This is a genomic window from Arthrobacter sp. TMN-50 (genome assembly GCF_054511125.1).
Genome location: NZ_JBTNDG010000002.1, coordinates 282449 through 300447, shown reverse-complemented (window position 1 = coordinate 300447; position 17999 = coordinate 282449). Strand labels below are relative to the sequence as shown.

At 63.9% G+C, this 17999-nt stretch carries 16 protein-coding genes; 4 read left to right on the top strand and 12 right to left on the bottom strand.

The window, feature by feature from the left end; genetic code table 11:
• Window positions 1-6: 6 nt before the first annotated feature.
• The 3 genes from pstA to ACX80A_RS05325 all read right to left on the bottom strand — a co-directional run bounded on the left by pstA (window position 7) and on the right by ACX80A_RS05325 (window position 3341).
• Complete coding sequence (gene pstA / locus ACX80A_RS05335; protein WP_459258643.1) at window positions 7-1110, bottom strand: phosphate ABC transporter permease PstA; 1104 nt, start codon at window positions 1108-1110, stop codon at window positions 7-9.
• On the bottom strand, window positions 1110-2042 hold the full coding sequence (pstC, locus tag ACX80A_RS05330; protein WP_459258832.1) for a phosphate ABC transporter permease subunit PstC: 933 nt from the start codon (window positions 2040-2042) through the stop codon (window positions 1110-1112). Before pstC ends, pstA begins: the two co-directional genes overlap by 1 nt.
• Window positions 2043-2216: 174 nt before the next feature.
• Complete coding sequence (locus ACX80A_RS05325) at window positions 2217-3341, bottom strand: phosphate ABC transporter substrate-binding protein PstS (protein WP_459258642.1); 1125 nt, start codon at window positions 3339-3341, stop codon at window positions 2217-2219.
• Window positions 3342-3609: 268 nt separating this feature from the next.
• On the opposite strand from ACX80A_RS05325, the gene ACX80A_RS05320 reads away from it, so the two are divergent.
• The 3 genes from ACX80A_RS05320 to disA all read left to right on the top strand — a co-directional run bounded on the left by ACX80A_RS05320 (window position 3610) and on the right by disA (window position 7456).
• Window positions 3610-4737 (top strand): FUSC family protein, encoded by a 1128-nt coding sequence (locus tag ACX80A_RS05320; RefSeq protein ID WP_459258641.1) that lies wholly within the window; start codon window positions 3610-3612, stop codon window positions 4735-4737.
• A gap of 73 nt (window positions 4738-4810) precedes the next feature.
• Window positions 4811-6187, top strand: a complete 1377-nt coding sequence (radA, locus tag ACX80A_RS05315; protein WP_459258640.1) for a DNA repair protein RadA — start codon at window positions 4811-4813, stop codon at window positions 6185-6187.
• A gap of 192 nt (window positions 6188-6379) precedes the next feature.
• Window positions 6380-7456 (top strand): DNA integrity scanning diadenylate cyclase DisA, encoded by a 1077-nt coding sequence (gene disA / locus ACX80A_RS05310; protein WP_459258639.1) that lies wholly within the window; start codon window positions 6380-6382, stop codon window positions 7454-7456.
• A gap of 3 nt (window positions 7457-7459) precedes the next feature.
• On the opposite strand, the gene ACX80A_RS05305 is transcribed toward disA, so the two are convergent.
• Complete coding sequence (locus ACX80A_RS05305) at window positions 7460-8122, bottom strand: hypothetical protein (protein ID WP_459258638.1); 663 nt, start codon at window positions 8120-8122, stop codon at window positions 7460-7462.
• 86 nt (window positions 8123-8208) lie between these two features.
• Here ACX80A_RS05305 and ACX80A_RS05300 point away from each other — a divergent pair, with 86 nt between their 5' ends.
• A complete protein-coding gene (locus ACX80A_RS05300; RefSeq protein WP_459258637.1) occupies window positions 8209-9150 on the top strand; it encodes an HhH-GPD family protein in 942 nt (313 codons plus the stop codon).
• Between the two features lie 41 nt (window positions 9151-9191).
• Here the strand turns inward: ACX80A_RS05300 and dhaM are convergent, their stop codons facing one another.
• From dhaM to ACX80A_RS05260, 8 genes are all read right to left on the bottom strand, one after another.
• Window positions 9192-9926, bottom strand: a complete 735-nt coding sequence (dhaM, locus tag ACX80A_RS05295) for a dihydroxyacetone kinase phosphoryl donor subunit DhaM (protein WP_459258636.1) — start codon at window positions 9924-9926, stop codon at window positions 9192-9194.
• Window positions 9923-10582, bottom strand: coding sequence for a dihydroxyacetone kinase subunit DhaL (gene dhaL / locus ACX80A_RS05290; protein ID WP_459258635.1), 660 nt, complete (start codon window positions 10580-10582; stop codon window positions 9923-9925). Before dhaL ends, dhaM begins: the two co-directional genes overlap by 4 nt.
• Before the next feature lie 2 nt (window positions 10583-10584).
• The gene (dhaK, locus tag ACX80A_RS05285; RefSeq protein ID WP_459258634.1) at window positions 10585-11586 is read right to left on the bottom strand and encodes a dihydroxyacetone kinase subunit DhaK; all 1002 of its coding nucleotides are present in this window, start codon (window positions 11584-11586) and stop codon (window positions 10585-10587) included.
• Between the two features lie 229 nt (window positions 11587-11815).
• Window positions 11816-11998: a CsbD family protein gene (locus ACX80A_RS05280; protein WP_459258633.1), complete on the bottom strand. Its 183-nt coding sequence runs from the start codon at window positions 11996-11998 to the stop codon at window positions 11816-11818.
• Window positions 11999-12086: 88 nt separating this feature from the next.
• Window positions 12087-12632 carry an amino-acid N-acetyltransferase gene (locus ACX80A_RS05275; RefSeq protein WP_459258632.1) on the bottom strand — a complete coding sequence of 182 codons (546 nt, stop codon included), beginning with the start codon at window positions 12630-12632 and terminating at the stop codon, window positions 12087-12089.
• Window positions 12633-12667: 35 nt separating this feature from the next.
• The gene (locus ACX80A_RS05270) at window positions 12668-14770 is read right to left on the bottom strand and encodes a S9 family peptidase (protein ID WP_459258631.1); all 2103 of its coding nucleotides are present in this window, start codon (window positions 14768-14770) and stop codon (window positions 12668-12670) included.
• 188 nt (window positions 14771-14958) lie between these two features.
• Window positions 14959-17466, bottom strand: coding sequence for an ATP-dependent Clp protease ATP-binding subunit (locus ACX80A_RS05265; protein WP_459258630.1), 2508 nt, complete (start codon window positions 17464-17466; stop codon window positions 14959-14961).
• Window positions 17467-17596: 130 nt separating this feature from the next.
• Window positions 17597-17917 carry a histone-like nucleoid-structuring protein Lsr2 gene (locus ACX80A_RS05260; protein WP_459258629.1) on the bottom strand — a complete coding sequence of 107 codons (321 nt, stop codon included), beginning with the start codon at window positions 17915-17917 and terminating at the stop codon, window positions 17597-17599.
• Window positions 17918-17999: the final 82 nt, after the last annotated feature.

Sequence of the window (17999 nt, the reverse complement as noted above, 5' to 3'; positions counted from 1 at the left end):
CGCCGTTTAGCGGCTGGTTTTGGGGGCGAACATCCGGGCGATGAGACGGGCAACAAGGTTCAGGACCATCACGAGAATAATCAATACCAACGCCGCCGCCCACGCGCGCTGGATGCTCGGATCGGTGCTGGTTGGCGATGTGGGCGTGATGATCTGGTAGTAAATATAGGTGGGGAGGGTGCTCATCCATCCACCGAAAACATCAAGGTTGATCCCTGTTGCAAATCCCGCAGTGACCAGGATCGGCGCGGTCTCTCCGATGACCCGGGCGATCGCCAGGGTGACACCTGACGCGATGCCTGAAATGGCTGTCGGAATGACCACCTTGGTGATGGTCCGCCACTTTCTGACACCCAGCGCGAAGGACGCCTCCCGGAGTTCGTTGGGGACAATCTTCAACATTTCCTCAGTTGCACGCACGACCACTGGGATCATCAGCACTGACAACGCGGCTGCAGCCACAAATCCGGTACGAGTACCTGGACCAAAGATCAAACCGAACAGCGCGGCAGCGAACAGACCGGCAACGATGGAAGGGATGCCGGTCATCACGTCGACGAAGAAGGTGATGGCCCGGCTGAGAGGGCCGCCAGTCGAGTATTCGACCAGGTAGATGGCCGCCAGCAGGCCAACCGGTACCGAGATGATGGTGGCCCACAGGGTGATCTGGAGTGTGCCAAGGATCGCGTGGTAGGCACCACCCATCACCGGAGTGCCTTCGGCAACGCTCTGGTTGTCCATGGCTCCGGTGAGACCGTTCATCGAACGGAACAAGAAGTCGCTGGTCAGGCCCGGCATGCCACGCTCAAGCACCGTCCAGATGACTGAAAACAGGGGCAGCACAGCAATGATGAAGGCGCCGTAGATAAGATAGGTTGCCAGCCGGTCGCGTGCCTTGCGACCCCCTTCCACGGCAGCGGACACTACTGTGCCACCGACGACGAAGAAAATCGCGGCGAGAATGGCCATTGTTATCGGGCTGAATCCGAGCAGCGCTGAGACAGCCGCGCCGAGGATCAGGGCGCCTGCCAGGACGGCCCAGATCGACCATCTCGGAAGCTTGTTCTTGGTGAATTGGGAAGGACGCCGGGTCATGGTTGCGTTACTCATTAGTTGGCACCTGAGAATTCCTTGTGGCGGCTGATGATCCAGCGGGCAATCATGTTCACTGCCAGGGTGATGACGAAGAGGACGAGGCCGGCGGCGATGAGCTCGCTGAGGCGAAGACCGAATGCCTCAGGGAAGTTGAGTGCGATCTCAGCGGCGATGGTTTGGTTGCCGGTCTGGATGAGACTGGCGTTCAACGCTCCGCCGGAAAGTACCAGAGCAACTGCCATCGTCTCGCCCAGCGCCCTGCCAAGGCCCAGCATTGCTGCGCTAATGATCCCTGGGCGAGCGAAGGGCAGCACCGACATCTTGATCATTTCCCAGCGGGTGGCCCCGAGCGCCAAGGATGCCTCTTCATGCAGTTTGGGGGTCTGGAGAAAGATTTCCCGGCTGAGTGAGGTGATAATCGGCAGGACCATGACCGCGAGAACAATTCCAGCGGTGAGCATGGTCCGTCCGGTGTTGCTGGCGGGTCCCTCGAAGATGGGGATCCACCCGAGATTGGCGGCAAGCCAGTCATAGGCCAACGCCAGCTGCGGAGCCAGCACTGCGTAACCCCAGGCACCGTATACCACCGACGGGATAGCCGCCAGAAGATCAATTAGATAGCCGAATCCCTGCGCGAGCCGGCGGGGAGCGTAATGCGAGATGAACAGTGCGACCCCGATGCCTACGGGAGTGGCGAGAATGAGTGCGATAACAGCCGCAATCACCGTCCCGATGACGATGGGCCAAATGTAGGAGAGGAATCCGTTGCCACCCGAAATGTCGGCCGGGTCGGCAACGAAGGTCGGGAAGGCCTGGACTAGCAGGAAGATTGCCACACTGAACAGCACGGCGAGAATCAGGCAACCGGCTAAAAGACTGGCTGTAGAGAATATTTTGTCCCCTGATTGACCGCTGTCGCCTTCTCTGCGCAACGTGTTCGGAGACACCGTCTTCGTGGACACTAGTGAACCCTTCGGAGCTGGTACTGGGTTGATCCTGCTGTGCTGCCAAGGACGGGCGCCGTCAGCGGTCGGTGGTAGTAACTGGATACCAGCCTAACGGCTGAGCGCAAAGGACAGCCCCGCCCGGTCTGTGAGACCGGACGGGGCAAACGAACTGTATTAGGAAGCAACCGTTATCGAGTCGATAGCGGCCTGGGCCTGCTCGCGCAAGGTTTCGGAGATCGGGGCGTTTCCGGCCGACTCAGCAGCGTCGGCCTGACCCGCCTCGCTGATTGCGTAAGAACCGAAGGCCTTGACCAGGTCAACTGTCTCCTGGTCTGGGTAGGTGGCGCAGTAGACGTGGTACGAGATCAGCACGATCGGGTACGCGCCGGATTCGGTGGTGTCCCGGGTGAGGTTGTAGGACATATCCACCTCGGGAGCACCTTCAACCTCGGCTGGCTCCGCCACCTCGACTGCCAGTGAGGCAGCCTCTGGCGTCAGTGCAACGTTTTCCTCCCCAACCTTTACCAAAACCTGGCCCAAATCGCCGACGGCTGACGCGTCTGTGTAGGTGATCGCGCCTTCGGTGCCGGAGGTGGTGGAAACTACACCGTTGGTACCCTGAGCGTTCTCCGCAACGATTTCGGCGGGCCAGTCACCCGAAACCTCATCGGTCCACACGTCGGGTGCGGCTGCGGCGAGATAGTCCACAAAGTTCTCGGTGGTGCCTGACTCGTCGCTGCGGTGGACAACAGTAATGGCCAGGTCAGGAAGGTCGACGCCCTCGTTTTGGGAGACGATAGCCTCGTCGTTCCAGTTGGTGATGTCACCACGGAACACTGAAGCGATAGTTTCTGCATCCATGTTCACTTCATCGATGCCCGGCAGGTTGAAGGCCACAGCGATTGGCGCAATGTAGGCGGGGATGTTGAATGCGCCTTCGGGACCGCAGACCTCAACGGCTGCTGCGTGCTCTTCCTCATCGAGGTAAGCGTCCGAGCCGGCAAACTGGACGCCGCCACCCAGGAAGGCTTCACGGCCAGCGCCGGAGCCGTCTGGGGAGTACTGAAGTGTTGCGTCAGGGTTGGCAGCGGTGAACCCGGACTGCCAGGCGGTCATAGCCGCGCCCTGGGAGGAAGCGCCAGCACCGGTCAGCGTTCCTGAAACGGTGCTCTCTGCGGCACCGTTGTCGCCGGTGGTCGCTGCCGGCTCGTCGGTTGCACTGTCGGAACCGCAGGCGGTCAAAGCCAGTGCGGCGACGGAGATTACTGCCGCTGCGCGGCCAAAGCGAAGAACCTTCACTTGATATTGCCCCTTCCAGGGAGTCGAAAATCGGTGCCGAGGGCACCTATGAAGATGGAAAAGTCGAACTTTTCGGTATGCGTACCTTGAATAAGCTAGGTGCCGCAGGTGACGAGACTGACTGACCAAAGTTAACGGACGGTGAACGGGAAACGTACAGATGCAATCAGCTTGTTCGGTAGCCTTGCCAAACTGTCTCGGGTACTGTCCAAATCCCAGCACTCCACCGCGACTCCGTACCCGGGATACCGGGGCTAGGCTGGGTTGCATGCCGCGGCCATCATTTCCCTCGCGAGCCCGCTCTTTTGTTCGCAACCGGACGCGGGTGGGTTTCCGCCGGAGCTCCAACTCGGTGATCCCGGCCATCCAGATGACCGTCTGCGCTGTGGGAGCGTACGTCTTCGCTGAACGGGTCCTTGGTCACAGCGGCCCCCTGTTCGCTGCGACCTCCTCGATGATCGCGCTCGGCTTCACCCGTGACCCGCGGCTTCGGCGGGTGCTTGAGGTGGGGTTGGGCTGCACCCTTGGCATTGCGCTTGGAGACGTGCTGCTGGCCCTGTTCGGTACCGGAATCTGGCAGGCCGCCGTCGTACTGTTTGTCTCTATCCTGCTGGCCAGGTTCCTGGACAGTGGGACCATTTTCACGACGCAGCTAGGCCTGCAGTCCCTGCTGGTGGTGCTCCTGCCAGCCCCTGACGGCGGTCCGTTCACCCGCAGCGTCGACGCAATCGTAGGTGGGCTTTTTGCCCTGGTAATAGTCATCCTCGCCCCCAAGGATCCACGGAAGGAACCGAAAACCAATGTGCGGGAGCTCCTCGGGGAGCTGTCGGCGGTACTCCGGGAATCGTCGACGGCACTGACCCGCAGCGATCCTACGCTCGCCTGGCATGCGCTGATCAGGGCCCGCAACTGCCAGCCCCTGATGGAGGGGCTGTCCGGCAGTATGGGAGCGGCCCAGGAAGTGGCGCGGCTCTCCCCTGCCTACCGGCGGCACCGCCACGAGCTCGGTGAGCTCAGGGGGTCAATCGAGTCGATCGACCTCGCCGTCCGCAACGCGCGGGTGTTCACCCGTCGGCTGACCTCGGTCATCAACCATGCGGCGCTTACCGACGAAGCCGTCCAGGAACTGTCCCAGGTCATTGAGGACACCGCCGACGCCGTCGACGTGCTGGGCCGCGCTTTATCCTCCACAAGTACCCCCGAACAGAAGCTCTCCCTTCGGCAGGCGCGGGAGGATCTGGCAGCCGTTGCAACCATGCTCCATCCACGCCTGCTGAAGATCCAGCGGCTGGAAGGTGAGGGGCTGGTGCTACTGTACCGCCCGCTGATTGTTGACCTGCTGGAGGCGACCGGCCTCCAGCACGACGAGGCCGCCGGGTACCTGCCGAAACTGTGACCCTTCTCAAAGCGGGCGCTACCGGTAGTGTCTTTGCCGCCCCATGTCCCTACCCGCCGGTACGTTAGAGCCCATGGCAACAAAGACAGTACGCCCCGCACGCACCTCGGCTCCCGCCTACCGGTGCGGTGAATGCGGGTGGACCACGGCCAAATGGGTTGGCCGGTGCGGCGAGTGCCAGGCGTGGGGGACGGTCGAGGAAACGGGCCAGACAGTAGCGCGGACGACGCCGGCCGTAGCAGTTGCCTCGCCTGCCCTGCGGATTTCGCAGGTCGATGCAACAGCTGCCTCCTACCAGCCCACCCAGATCGGCGAACTTGACCGGGTGCTCGGCGGCGGTCTGGTACCTGGCGCGGTGATCCTCCTCGCAGGGGAACCTGGAGTCGGCAAGTCCACCCTGGTCCTCGACGTCGCAGCGAGGGTTGCGCGGCTCGGGAAGGACGTGCTGTATATCACCGGGGAGGAATCGTCGGCCCAGGTAAAGCTGCGGGCTGAACGCATCGGTGCGCTGGCGGACACCCTTTACCTCACCGCCGAATCGGATCTGGGGCAGGCGTTGGGGCAGGTGGAACGGCTATCCCCCTCGCTGCTCATTGTTGATTCGGTGCAGACCCTCAGCAGCGCCGCCGTCGACGGGACCGCCGGAGGAGTGACCCAGGTCCGGGAGGTCGCTGCGTCGTTGATCGCCGCAGCGAAAACCCGCGGAATGACAACCATTCTGGTTGGACATGTCACCAAGGACGGGTCGATCGCTGGGCCGCGCCTGCTGGAACATCTGGTCGATGTGGTGTGCCAGTTCGAGGGCGACCGGCACTCACGGCTTCGGCTGATGCGGGCCATCAAGAACCGGTACGGGCCCACCGATGAGGTTGGCTGTTTCGATCTGACCGAGACCGGTGTTGAGGGTCTCGCCGATCCCAGCGGCCTCTTTGTCTCCCGCACCAAGGACCCGGTATCCGGCACCTGCATCACCGTCACCCTGGAGGGGCGCAGACCGCTGCTGGCGGAAGTTCAGGCCCTGCTCGCCGAGTCTTCCAACTCCCAACCCCGGCGGGCGACCAGCGGCCTTGACAGTTCACGGGTGGCGATGCTCCTGGCGGTACTCCAGCAGCGCGCCTCGCTGAGTCTGCACAAGGACGACAGCTACGTGGCGACGGTCGGAGGGGTGAAGCTCAGCGAACCGGCAACCGACCTGGCAGTCGCGCTGGCCATCGCATCGGCGAAAACCAACCAGCCGCTCGCGGCACGGCTGATCGCCTTCGGCGAGGTCGGACTTGCCGGTGAGGTTCGGCCGGTCCCCGGTATCGCGCAACGGGTCCAGGAGGCGGAGCGGCTGGGCTTCACCCACGCAGTGGTGCCGGCCTCGCCCAACGGCCCCGGCCGGGCCCCGGCGGGGTTCACCGTGCACGAAGTCTCGACGCTGACCGAGGCCCTGGAACTGCTCTTCTGACTGTTCCTCCACCTGCGCGGCTACCTCGCCTGCGTCATCCGCTGTAACCGTTACCCATTTGCGTCCCTAACCGGTATCTGGGTTTAGGCGGCGCGCCCACTAGGATTGGAACGGCTGCGCGGGTACCTGCTCGGCAGGGCCTTGCTCAGCCGGATGCCGGTTGGCGGCGCTGGTAGCGGGAAGGAAGTGGCAATGGTTCGCAGTCCAGAGGACGCGTTGAAGGCTACCTTGGCGCGCGTGGCTCCCGGCACCCAGTTGCGGGACGGACTGGAACGCATTCTGCGCGGGCGCACCGGGGCGCTGATCGTTCTGGGATTCGACCGCACAGTAGATTCCATCTGCTCCGGCGGGTTCGACATCGGCATCACCTTCTCGCCCACGCGGCTTCGGGAGCTCGCCAAGATGGATGGGGCGATTGTCTGCGACAGGGACGCGAGCAATATCCTGCGGGCCGGTGTGCAACTGGTCCCGGACCACACCATCGACACCCAGGAGTCCGGGACGCGACACCGGACTGCCGAGCGGGTAGCCATCCAGACCGGGCTCCCTGTCATCTCCGTCAGCCAGTCGATGCACATTATCGCCCTCTATATCAACGGCCTGCGGCACGTACTGGAGGGTTCAGAACCGGTGCTGGCGCGCGCGAATCAGGCCCTCGCTACCCTGGAACGGTATCGGGCCCGCCTGGATCAGGTGACCGGCTCATTGTCGGCGCTGGAGATCGAGGCAATGGTCACGGTCAGGGATGTGGCGGTAACCCTGCAACGCCAAGAGATGGTGAGGCGGATCTCCGAAGAAATCTCGCAGTATGTCCTTGAACTGGGCGTGGACGGCCGTCTGCTCTCACTGCAGGTCGAAGAACTGACCACGGGTCTAGGGCCAGGCAGCGAAATGGTGCTGAGAGACTATCTCGACCTCGGCGACGCGTCCCTGGTGGTGGAGAAACAGCTCGCCGCGTTGCAGGCCTTCAGCTCTACCGACCTGATTGACCTCGGCACCATTGCCAGCGTCGTGGGTTTCAATCCGTCGAGCGACTCGCTTGACGCGGTGGTCCAGCCCAAAGGGTTCCGGCTGGTGTCGGGCATCAAGGCTGTTCCCCCGGCGGTAGCGAACCGGCTGGTCGACCACTTCGGTGGTTTGCAGAACCTGATGGCCGCTAACATTGACGACCTGATGGCCGTTGACGGCATCGGCGAGCAGCGGGCACGTACTGTGCGGGAGGGACTCTCCCGGATTGCCGAGACGAGCCTCCTCGACCGCTTCATGTAGCGGTTACTGCAGCTCGAAGGGCACTTTCTCACTGGTCCGGCCGCCCAGTGACACGCTCACGGTGTAGGAACCTGGCGTGGGGTTGGCTTCGACCGTCTCGCAGCCTGGGGCGCTGCGGTTCCGTTCCCACGTGAAATTGGCTTCCTCTGTACCGCCCGGCGGGATATCCCGGTTGAGGTCCTCGGCACCCTCCTGGCAGTCAAGGGACGAGAAGATCCGGTCATCACCACTGGTGACCAGGAACTCCATCTGCGAGGTCCCCACGTTTACCGGGCAGGCCACGCCGCCGGTATTCGTCACAGTCAACGTCAGCACCGGGTTCTGCTCGGGTGCGTAATCCTGCGCGTCGGTCGACGCGCTGACCTCCACCTGGGCGGGGTCGCAGGCAGGATCCGACGGCGATGGCTTGTCGGTGGGCGCAGTCGCCACGGTGGGTCCAGCCGACTTCCCCGCTTCCGCGACCGGGTCGGCGGTATCCTGTGCGGTGGCGATCAGGCCCGCTAGGACAATCCCCGCCCATACCAAAGCCCCGACCACGGTCAGCGCGAGGGCCAGCACCACCAACCTGCGGCGGCGGTACACCCGTGGGCTGGCCCGGGGCGCGCCAGACGGGCGTGACGGCTTGTCCTGCGGCCCGCCCCGCGAAGGGCCACCCTGCGAATGCATAGGTTAAGGCTAGGGACAGAGATGCCGGATACCTGTGACCCCACGCCGGTCAGTACAGTATTGATGGTCGACTATCAGGAGTGTCAATGGACCAGGCGTCACCAGCCCAGCTGCATCAACGCATCATTGGCTGGTTCGGTGTTCAGGCCCGGGACCTACCGTGGCGGGGACCCGTCCGCACCCCGTGGTCGGTGCTGGTGAGCGAGTTCATGCTTCAGCAGACACCGGTGGTGCGTGTCCTACCCGTCTTCACCGACTGGCTCTCACGCTGGCCCACACCGGCCGACCTTGCCGCAGCACCCGCCGGCGATGCGCTGAGGCATTGGGGGCGGCTGGGCTATCCGCGACGTGCCCTTCGGTTGCACGCGGCCGCGCGCGCCCTCGTCGAAGACCATAACGGCGAGGTACCGGACACTGTTGACGAGCTCCTTACGTTGCCCGGCGTGGGCACCTACACGGCGGCGGCCGTGGCAGTGTTCGCCTTCGGGAAGCGTGAGACCGTGGTGGACACCAACATCCGGCGCGTCCACGCACGGCTAGTCGGTGGGGACGCCTTACCTGCACCGGCGCTCACAGCAGCAGAGCTGCGTCGGGCGGCCGATCTGCTGCCCGACGACGGCGCCCAGTCAGTACTGTGGAACGCAGCGGTGATGGAACTGGGTGCGCTCGTCTGCACCGCCCGGGCACCCAAATGCTCGCAGTGCCCGGTATTCGATGCCTGTGCGTGGATGGCCGCTGGCAGGCCGGAGCCGCACTACGTCCCCAAAGGCCAGGCGTGGGCCGGGACTGACCGCCAGGTGCGCGGGGCAATGATGGGCGTGCTCCGGGATGCAGCGGTGCCGGTGGTCAGGGAGGCACTGGTCGGCGAACCGGTTGACTTGATGTCCGGGCCCGGCACATCACTGACTCCACTGCTGAAGCTGCACGGTCTAAACGCGCCGAAGGATCAGCTGGAGCGGTCACTGGCGGGTCTCGTGAAAGATGGCCTCGCCCGTGATACCCCCGCTGGCATCACCCTCCCCGACTGACACAGCCCTCCGTTCAGGCCCCAGTCCGAGTTAACCAAAAGTCAGAGTTCACCGAATCCGGCGGTGACCTCGTTGCCGATCAGGTCGATCGCTTTCTGCGCGTCCGGGCCAGCAGCCGAAGCCGTCAGCACTTTGCCCTGCCCAAGCCCGAGGCTCATCAGCAGCATTACCGATTTGGCGTCGACGCCGTTCACCGTCACGTCCGCCTCAAGTTCGCCCATCGCACGCGCCAGGGTCGCCGCGGGGCGTGCGTGGAGTCCCATCGGGTTGGGCAGCTCCCACGACCCCTCTGCCGAGTGGCCACTGGTTGACGGTGCAGCCAGGGGGTCTCCCGGAACTGCTGCCGCATGGCTGACGAACGGCTCAAGGACGGCAGGATCCAAGGCAATGATCGCCGCCTCGGCGGCCCTGGTTACAGCATCCGCGTCAGCACCGGTCTGCGCTTCCACGGCGGCAGCAACCGCCCCTTCCACCAACGCTGCCCGGGCGAGCCTGACCCGCGCCCGAAGATCGCCGTCGAGGAACTCCAGCGCCATCTCGGCTGTCATGACCGCCGACCCCAGATCAGTCAGTATGACGACGCCGCGGCCCCGGTCGGCGGCTGAAATTGCCTCGAGCACTTTCTCGAAACTGGTGCCGATCCTCGACACCCCCGATTCGTCCTCCACTCCGCCCGCAGGGACCAGCGCGACGTCGGCAGCCATTTGCCGGGCCAGATCGCAGACGCCCTCGGCGATCTTCGAACTATGCGACACGATCACCAGGCCGACGTTCACTGTTGGCCCCCGGCTGCGTCGACGGCCGCCTGCAGGATCAACCCCGTCGAGACTGCACCCGGATCGAGGTGCCCGGCACTGCGTTCACCCAAATAGCTCGCGCGCCCCTTCCGCGCGATCAAGGGTTCGGTGGCCGCGGCCCCCGCGTTGGCCGCGTTGGCTGCGGCTGTGAGGACCTCGGTCACCGTCGCACCGGCCAGTGCCGCCGTGCCCGCCGCTTCCACGGCAGGGGTCCACGCGTCGACCATCGTCTTGTCACCCGATTCGGCCTTCCCTCGGGCCACCACTCCATCCCGTGCAGCCGTGAGCAGCCCGACGACGTCGTCGGGGCCCACCTGCTGAGCGTCGCCCAGCGAGGCTGCCGCCCGCAGGAATGCAGTTCCGTAGAGCGGGCCGGCCGCGCCGCCCACCGTGGACATCAGGGTCATCGCTGCGAGCTTCAGGCCAGCGGCCGGAGTGGCTGGATCTTCGCCGTCGTCGAGCTTTTTCGCTATCGCCGAGAATCCGCGGTCGAGGTTCTCCCCGTGATCGGCGTCGCCGATCGCCCGGTCAAGGTCAATTAGGCGTTGTCGGTGCTCGCCGACCACGCGGGCACTCTCGCGCAGCCAGGCGACCACCCATGCCGCGGTCAGGGTCGCGGGGGATCCTTCAGCCACGCCTAGACTCCCCAGCGCAGTGCCGCAGTCAGGACCGGCGAGTCCCACAACTGAACCATCTCGTCGTCGAGCCGCAGAACGGTGATTGAGGCACCCTGCATCTCGAGGGCGGTGATGTAATTACCGACCAACGAGCGTTCGACAATAATTCCCTGCTCCTCGAGGAGCAGGCGGGCCCGCCGGTAGACAATGTACAGCTCGCTGGCAGGAGTTCCCCCCATTCCATTGACGAATAACAACACCCGTTCACCGCTGCCAACCCGCAGGTCGGTGAGTATCGGTTCCATCAGCCGTCCGGTAATCCCGTCGGCGTTTTCCATTGCGATGCGGTGCCTGCCGGGCTCCCCGTGAATGCCGATGCCGATTTCTATCTCGTTATCGGTCAGGTCGAAGCTGGGCTGCCCGGCGTGCGGCACGGTGCAGGCGGCAAGTGCCACCCCCATTGACCTGACGTTGTCGATGACGCGTTGCGCAACGGCAGTCACCGAGTCCAGGGTGTCCCCACGTTCGGCGGCGGCCCCGGCAATCCGCTCGACGAGCACCGTCCCGCCGACTCCGCGGCGGCCGGCGGTGTAGAGCGAGTCCTCGACGGCGACATCGTCGTTCACGAGGACCGACTGCACGGTCACGCCCTCGGCTTCGGCCAGCTCGGCGGCGGTTTCGAAATTCAGGACATCGCCGGTGTAGTTCTTGACGATATGCAGCACTCCCGCTCCCCCGTCAACAGCCATGGTGGCGGGGAGGATCTGGTCCGGGGTGGGCGAGGTAAACATGGCCCCCGGCACGGCGGCGTCGAGCATGCCCAGCCCCACATAGCCGGCGTGCAGCGGCTCGTGGCCGCTCCCTCCGCCCGAGACCAGCCCCACCTTCCCTTGCCGGGGGGCGTCCCGCCGTGTGATGAACAGGGGGTCCGAATGAACGCTGACCAGATCGGCATGAGCGGCCCCGAACCCTTCGACGGATTCGGTGACTACCTGTTTGGGGTCATTGATTAGCTTTTTCATGGCGGCTCCTCGGTTAAAGGACACAGGGCTGAGTGATTTACGGCCCGCCGGACCTGCTGGCCGTGTCTGAACCATACCCTTCGGTCGGCTACTTGCCTATAGGCTGAACCACTGCCATTAAATGACCGTGGGAGGGTTCCGGGGCTGAGCCCGGTCCCTCCCACAGCACTAATCCTTCGCTGGCTTCCGCAAACCACTGATTGAGGAGCGGATGCCCGATGGATCAGATCTAGCGGTTGTCACCCTTGAAGACGTCCTTGATGTTCTCGCCAGCGTTTTTGATGTCGCCGGAGGCCTGGTCCTTGTGGCCGTCGGCTTCCATCTTTTCGTTGCCGGTGAGCTTGCCAACGCCTTCTTTGATCTTGCCGCCCAGCTTCTCGCCGGTGTTTGCTGCCTTGTCGTCTGCACCCATAGTCTGACCTACTTCCGCTCGGTGTGTCGGGCCCCGGTTTCGGGACCCGCTTTCGCATCGTCGTAGATGCCAAGCCCCCTTAGCTTATCTATTCTGCCGTTGGTATGCCACCCGCAGCATTACCATCGTTGACCTGGCGGATCATCCGGGTGTTGCCGAGGGTATTCGGTTTCACCCGCGCGAGATCGAGGAACTCTGCCACGCCCTCGTCGTGAGAGCGCAAAAGTTCCGAGTACACGGCAGGGTCAACCGCCGACTGGTCTGCCATCACTTCAAAACCCCTGCGCCGGAAGAACTCCACCTCGAAGGTCAGGCAGAAGACGCGGTCGACGCCGAGGGCCCTGGCGTCGTCGAGCAGTCTTTCCACCAGCGCGGTACCGATCCCCCGGCCCTGCGCTGTGGGGGAGGTGGCGAGGGTGCGGATCTCCGCCAGGTCCTCCCACATGACGTGCAAGGCACCGCATCCGAGGACGCCGTCGTCGTCCTCGGCAATGCGGAACTCCTGCAGCCCCTCGTAGTAGGCGACTGTTTCCTTTGCCATCAGCACCCGGCTATCAGCCAACGGAGCTACCAGCGCCTTGATTACCGGGACGTCGGCGGTGCGTGCTGGCCGGATTCTGAAGGAGGAACTCACTAGGGCAGTCTACAAAGTCTGCGGTGCCACTATCGCTACAGGCCAAGCTCGGGTGGGAGCGTGGCGTGCTTACCCAGCACGTGGTGTGCCAGGAAGTGCCTGACGACGCCGTACCAGACCTTGGCATGCTGAGGCTTGAGGATCCAGTGGTTCTCGTCCGGGAAGTACAGGAAACGGTGCTCGGTGCGGCCCTGTTCATCTGCCGCCAGCCGGGACCGGGAGAGCAGCTCGTACCAGAGCCTCAGGCCCTCCCCGATGGGAACGCGGTAATCCTTGTCGCCATGGATTACCAGCATCGGGGTCGAGATGCTGCCCACGTGGTGGTGCGGTGAATTCTCGGCAGCCATTTCCGGCGTCATTTCTTTCTCCCAGTAGTAGGAAGCATCGGTGGTGGGCCCGAACTGGTCGAGGGCCCACAGGCTCGCGTGGGTGACGATGGCGTTGAACCGGTCGGTGTGCCCGGCTATCCAGTTGGCCATGTAACCGCCGAACGAGCCGCCCATCGCCGCGGTCCGCGTCTCGTCGATGTCTGCACGGGCCACGACGGCGTCGGTGGCTTTCATGAGGTCGGTGTAGGGCGCCCTGCCCCATTGGCCCCACCCGCGGTCGATCATGCGCTGACCGTAACCGGTCGACAGCGCCGGGTCAGGAAGTAGCACAGCGTAGCCCTGCGCGGCGAGTAGCCAAGGCGACCACCGCCAGGTCCACGCATTCCAGGATCCGAGTGGGCCGCCGTGGATCCAGAGCAGGAGCGGGGCGGGATGGGAGGCGCTGGCGTCGGTGGGGAGGACCAGCCAGGACCCTATTTTTTGTCCGTCGTCGGCTGTGGTGTGCACTCGTTCGAGCCGACCCGGCAGGACAGGGCGCTCCACTGGGCCAGCGAGTGTTTGAACCGTTGAGTCCGCAAGATTGATGCTGACCACTTCAGGGGGAAACGCGTAGGAGCTGCGCAGCGCGTAGGCGGTGGCGCCGTCGGGAGCCACCACAACATCCGTATAGGCGGCTTCGTCACGGGTCACCCTGGTCACAGCTCCAGTGTCGACGGCGATCAGGAACACCGGGGAGGCCCCCTCCTCGTCGGCTGTTGAGAGCAGGGCACTGCCATCGGGCAGCCAGGCGGCGGGCGACGGCCAGCGATCCCAGTCCTCGGCGAGTAGGCCGAGCTTGCCGCCGGCAACGGGCAGCAGGCCCAGCGTCTGCTGAGGCGAAATCTCGGCTGTGGTTCGCCTCGCGCGGTGAACCACGAGGGTGGCGCCGTCGGGGCTGATGGGCCCGGGCGAGAAGTCATAGTCGGGGTCATCGAGGAGCACCCTGTGTTCCCCTGTCGCCACCTCGATGCGGGCAAGGACACTGCGCCGGTCGCCTCGTCCCGCGGGAACACTCAAGGAGGTCACCACGAGTGAGCCGTCGGGGCTGATCACCTGCTGTGCGTTTCGGAGCGAAACCCCTGCCGCCGGGGTGATGTCGCGCAACCGCAGTGGGGCTGCGGTGTCGCTGGTCGGGGGGTGGGGGTGTTGTGATGCGTCATCTTCCAGGGCGAAGTAGCGCGGCTCCGCCGGCCCCAGGTCAGCGTCCCAGTAGCGGACCGGGTAACCGGAGTGCAGGATGGCTCCCACCTTCGCATCCTTGCGCTGGGTCCGGCGTTCGCCGTCGTCGGCCTCGTTGCTCGAGCCGGCGAGGACGTCGGCCAGGACGACAGCGGAATCGGCAGCTGCGGCCGCGAGGATGCCGTTGATGCCCCCCACGCGGGAGTGCACCACTCTGGCTTCGCCACCGCTGGCAGGCAGCCGCCAGAGGGCGGTGGTGGTCTCCTTGGCCGCGTCGCCGTCGGCGCGGTCCGGATCGGGCCGCGCCGAGGTGAATAGTAGGTCACCACCGGCAAGAAATGCGGCCCCGGACTCGCCCTTGGCGCTGCGGGTGAGTCGGCGGGCGGGGTTTTTGCCAGCCGGGTCCACCTCCCACAGGGCGGTGGCGTACTCGGTGGACTTCGCATTCAGGGTTGCGACGGCCACAACCAGCCGCGATCCGTCCGGGCTCAACACCAACGAACCAACGCGGGGAATCGCGATGAAGTGGTCCAGGTCGTGAAACGGGGTTTCGGGTACGGCCGTGGCATTCATTTCCGATTCGGATGTCATGATCCATCCTTACCATCGGGTGTGGTGTAGTTCACCATGACTTCTCTGAGAGAGTAATAAGTTGCTTCAGGCACACAAGGCAGCGGCAGCTCGCGGGGTTGCCACTCCAACGGCGTGAGGCCCCCGGCCGGCACTCTGGTGCTGGTTGGGGGCCCCATGCCGACGCGTTCAATGTGTCAGCCGATGACTTAGTCGGGGACCGTTGCCTCAATGGCAGCCGGTGCATCCTCGATTTCCTTCGGCGCTCCATGTCCGACGAAGGTGAACCGCGCCTCATCTCCCTCGCCCTCGACATCCACCGAGACCAGTTCACCGGATTTCAGCTCGCCGAAGAGAATCTTCTCGGACAGCTGGTCCTCGATCTCCCGCTGGATGGTGCGGCGCAGCGGCCGCGCACCCATGGAGGGATCGTAGCCGCGGGTTGCCAGCAGTACCTTGGCAGCGGGGGTGAGCTCAATGCTCATTCCCTTATCAGCCATCCGCTTCCCCAACCGGTCCAGGAACAGATCGACGATCTCAACGATTTCGTCCTGGGTGAGCTGCGGGAACACCACCGTGTCATCGACGCGGTTGAGGAACTCGGGCCGGAAGTGCTGCTTGAGCTCCTCAGTGACTTTCGCCTTCATCCTGTTGTAGGTGGTGGTGGTGTCGGTCCCGGACTGGAACCCGGTCATCACACCCTTCGAAATGTCGCGGGTACCCAGGTTGGTGGTCATAATGATGACAGTGTTCTTGAAGTCGACTACCCGGCCCTGGCTATCGGTGAGCCGGCCATCCTCAAGGATCTGGAGGAGCGAGTTGAACAGGTCGGCGTGTGCCTTCTCGACCTCGTCGAACAGCACCACCGAGAACGGACGCCGCCGCACCTTTTCCGTGAGCTGGCCACCCTCTTCGTACCCTACGTATCCCGGGGGCGCACCAAACAGTCTGGATACGGTGTGCTTCTCCGAGTATTCAGACATGTCGAGCGTGATCAGGGCGTCCTCGTCGCCGAACAGGAATTCGGCCAGCGCCTTGGCCAGTTCGGTCTTGCCAACCCCAGTTGGGCCGGCGAAGATAAATGATCCTCCCGGACGCTTGGGATCCTTCAGTCCTGCCCGCGTGCGACGGATCGCCTGCGAGATGGCCCTGATGGCGTCGTTCTGCCCCACAACCCGTTTGTGCAGTTCGTCTTCCATCTTGAGGAGGCGTGTCGATTCCTCTTCGGTCAGTTTGAAGACCGGAATGCCAGTGGAGTTGGCGAGCACCTCAGCGATGAGCTCCTCATCGACCTCGGCGATGTCGTCGAGGCCGCCAGACTTCCACCGACGCTCCTTTTCCATCCGCTCGTCGTGGAGCTTCTGCTCCTTGTCGCGCAGTGATGCTGCGCCTTCGAAGTCCTGCGCATCTATCGCGGACTCCTTCTCACGCTTGACGTCAGCAATGCGGTCGTCGATTTCCTTTAGCTCCGGTGGAGCGGTCATTCTGCGAATCCGCAGCCGCGCACCGGCCTCGTCAATCAGGTCGATCGCCTTATCCGGCAGGAACCGGTCCGAAATATAGCGCTCAGCGAGGGTTGCCGCCGAGATCAGCGCCTCATCTGTGATTGAGACACGGTGGTGTGCTTCATACCGGTCACGCAGCCCTTTGAGGATCTCGATGGTGTGTGCCACCGAGGGTTCCTGGACCTGGATCGGCTGGAACCGGCGCTCCAGGGCCGCGTCCTTCTCTATGTGCTTACGGTATTCGTCGAGGGTGGTTGCGCCGATGGTCTGGAGCTCGCCGCGGGCCAGCATCGGCTTCAGGATGGACGCTGCGTCGATTGCACCTTCTGCGGCTCCCGCACCCACCAGCGTGTGGATCTCATCGATGAACAGGATAATGTCACCGCGGGTGCGGATTTCTTTCAGCACCTTCTTGAGGCGCTCCTCGAAGTCGCCGCGGTACCGCGAGCCAGCAACGAGGGACCCGAGGTCAAGGGTGTAGAGCTGCTTGTCCTTGATGGTCTCCGGCACGTCGCCGCGCACGATCGCCTGAGCAAGTCCTTCGACTACTGCCGTCTTGCCGACGCCGGGCTCGCCAATCAGCACGGGGTTGTTCTTGGTGCGGCGGGAGAGGACCTGCATGACTCGTTCCATCTCCAGTGCGCGCCCGATCACGGGGTCAAGCTTGCCCTCACGGGCGGCCTGGGTGAGGTTACGTCCGAATTGATCGAGCACCACCGACCCTGCTGGCGTCCCCTCCTGCTGCTGACCACCAACGGAGGCCGGTTCTTTGCCCTGGTAGCCGGAGAGCAACTGGATGACCTGCTGGCGGACGCGGTTGAGGTCGGCGCCGAGCTTAACCAGCACTTGCGCTGCCACGCCTTCGCCCTCGCGGATGAGGCCGAGCAGGATGTGCTCGGTGCCGATGTAATTGTGGCCCAGCTGCAGGGCTTCCCGCAGTGAAAGTTCAAGTACCTTTTTGGCACGGGGCGTGAACGGGATGTGACCGGACGGCGCCTGCTGGCCCTGGCCGATAATCTCCTGAACCTGCTCCCGGACAGCGCCGAGAGAGATGCTGAGGGATTCGAGCGCCTTTGCGGCGACGCCTTCTCCCTCGTGGATGAGACCGAGCAGGATGTGCTCGGTGCCGATGTAATTGTGGTTGAGCATGCGAGCCTCTTCTTGGGCCAGCACAACAACGCGACGGGCGCGGTCGGTAAATCTCTCAAACATGGGGCACACTCCTAGCTAACGCGTAATTCGATGCTACGTGTCCCGCTCAGGCTTTTGGCCCGTGTTCGCCACAGGCGAGATATCACACCCGCCCGAGGCTGTGCCCGGCAGGGCCCAGTCTCAGCCCCTGTCAGCGCTGGGCGGCGCGGTAGGCCTCAACGATTTCGCTGTTAACCCTGCCACGCGCCGACACACTGTACCCGTTGGCGCGCGCCCATTCACGGACCTGCGCAGCCTCCTGATTGCGGCCCGGCGTGGCTACACGAGCCTTAACCTGCGAGCTCCTACGTGCGCCAGCAACGTAATTGCTCATTGCGGCCCTGAGCTCTTTTGCATGGGATTTGGAAAGATCTATTTCATACTGCACGCCGTCAAGGCCAAAACGTACGGTTTCATCAGCCTCGCCGCCGTCGAGGTCATCGATCAGGAGGATCTTTACTTTTTGTGCCACGGTTTGCTCCTGCGTTTTGTGATGAATTGTTATGTTCACCCAATTATGGGCCAGTCACACAGTGACCGTCAAAGCACAGTAC